The following is a 676-nucleotide window of genomic DNA, read 5'->3' as shown; positions in this document are numbered from 1 at the left end:
CAAATTGAACTTGAAGAGAAAAAACTTGAGCAATTAGAAGCTCAGAAAAAAGGTTATATGCAAAGAATATTCTCACAAGAATTAAGGTTTAAAGATGAAAATGGAAATGATTATCCTGAGTGGGAAGAGAAAAAATAGGAGATATTGCTAAAATTCAAAATGGTTATGCTTTTAAAAGCTCGCTATTCGTTAAAGCTGGTTTGTCTATATTAAGGATTTCAGATATTACTAATTCAGTAGTTAAAAAAGGTACTGTATATTACCCAGAAAATATTGATATTCCAAAAAGATTTAAAATTTACAAAGGTGATATACTAATTGCTATGTCAGGTGCAACTACGGGTAAAATAGGAATGTATATAGATAAAGAAGAAAGTATGCTAAACCAAAGGGTAGGTAAGTTTATACCTACAAAAGATACAGATAATAATTTCTTGTATGTTTATTTAAGCTCTGCACAGTTTAGACAAAGTCTACTAAGCTTGCTAGTTGCAGGTGCTCAACCAAATGTAAGCACTAAAGATTTAGAGAATATAACATTAGATGTTCCAAGTTATACAGAACAACAACAAATTGGTTACTTTTTTAACAAATTTGATGTTTTAATAAATAATAAAAAACAAAAACTCAACTTACTAAAACAGCGTAAGCAAGGTTTCTTACAAAAGATGTTTGT

At 28.8% G+C, this 676-nt stretch carries 1 protein-coding gene and 1 pseudogene; both read left to right on the top strand.

Translation table 11 applies throughout. The annotated features are described in order from the left end of the window. Positions 1-135, top strand: a pseudogene (locus ACSBRB_RS10610) (restriction endonuclease subunit S); the annotation flags it as partial. Continuing rightward, positions 120-676, top strand: a 557-nt coding sequence (locus ACSBRB_RS10605) for a restriction endonuclease subunit S (RefSeq protein ID WP_435032725.1), incomplete at its 3' end; no start/stop codon positions are given. The pseudogene ACSBRB_RS10610 and the gene ACSBRB_RS10605, both read left to right, overlap by 16 nt.

This window comes from Staphylococcus auricularis (assembly GCF_051172115.1).
Taxonomy (GTDB): Bacteria; Bacillota; Bacilli; order Staphylococcales; family Staphylococcaceae; genus Staphylococcus; species Staphylococcus auricularis_A.
The sequence above is the reverse complement of the archived record's forward strand: the minus strand, read 5'-3'. Positions and strand labels throughout refer to the sequence as shown.